The organism is Mycobacterium gordonae, from assembly GCF_001417955.2.
Classification (GTDB): Bacteria; Actinomycetota; Actinomycetes; order Mycobacteriales; family Mycobacteriaceae; genus Mycobacterium; species Mycobacterium gordonae_B.
On record NZ_LKTM01000216.1, the window covers coordinates 1 to 1004 of the forward strand.

The 1004-nt window shown below is 67.0% G+C and carries 1 protein-coding gene; it reads right to left on the reverse strand.

What is annotated here, in order from left to right:
• Positions 1–851 (reverse strand): tyrosine-type recombinase/integrase (locus tag AO501_RS16085; protein WP_055578659.1); only part of this gene is annotated, 851 nt, incomplete at its 3' end.
• Positions 852–1004: the final 153 nt, after the last annotated feature.

Consider the following 1004-nt stretch of genomic DNA (forward strand, 5'->3'; position numbering starts at 1 on the left):
TACCGCTGGGAGGTCGCCATGGATTCGTGGCCAAGGAGTTTCATGAGGGTGTAGACGCTGATGTTGGTGTTCGCTAGCTCGGTGGCGTAGGTGTGTCGCAGCGCGTGCACCAGGGCCCCCGGATTGCGGTGAGCGTCCGGCCCGGCCAGTTTGAACGCACGCAGGATTCGGTATTGCAATGCCCCGCGGGTGATGCGCTGCCCGTCGACACCGACGAACAGCGGCGCTGTGGTGGGCCAGCGGCGCAGCACCGGAACGTCGCTGCCCTGCCGGCGCCGGCTGGCCGCGGGGAAGCGAGTGCCGCGACTGGCCAGGTAGTCACTCAGAACGTCAATCAGGGCCGCCTCGATCGGGATGGCGCGGTCCTTATTGCCCTTGCCGCGCACGTGGATCACCCCACCGGCCTCGGCGAGGCGGACATCCCCGACGTTGGCGGCGCGCAATTCGCCGGCGCGCAGGCCAGCGAGCAAGATGGTCAGAATAATGGCGCGGTCGCGTTCGGGCCATTGGTTGCGCAGTTTCGCATCGCTGTGGTCTGTGACGGCGTCGACGAGGGCCTTAGCGGCCGCGGCGGGAAGTGCCTTCGGAAGGCTCTTGGCGACCTTCGGTCTGCCCACGAATTGCATCGGGTTGGCCTCGAGCAGCTCAGCGGTAAACAGATAGCTGCACAACGTGTTCCACGTCGACCAGCAGCGCCGGATGGATGCTGGTTCGCGGGAGGCGGCGAACACCGCGAAGGCCTGGCGCATCGTGTCCTTGGTGATCGCGACGCAGTCCAGCGCAGCCAGCTGTTGGGGGCCGCCGGCCAGCACGACGGCGATCGCGTCAAAGTCACACCGATACGCGTCCACGGTGTGCGGGGAGGGTTTGCGGGTGCTTCGGTCGGCCAGAAACGCGCGAAACCATTCGGGCCGCTCGGCGTCGGTGCCCTCTCTGCCAACCTGGGTTGAGGCACCCGCCCCCTGACAATTAGTGACCCGAGGGCGGGGATGGAGAGACTCCCC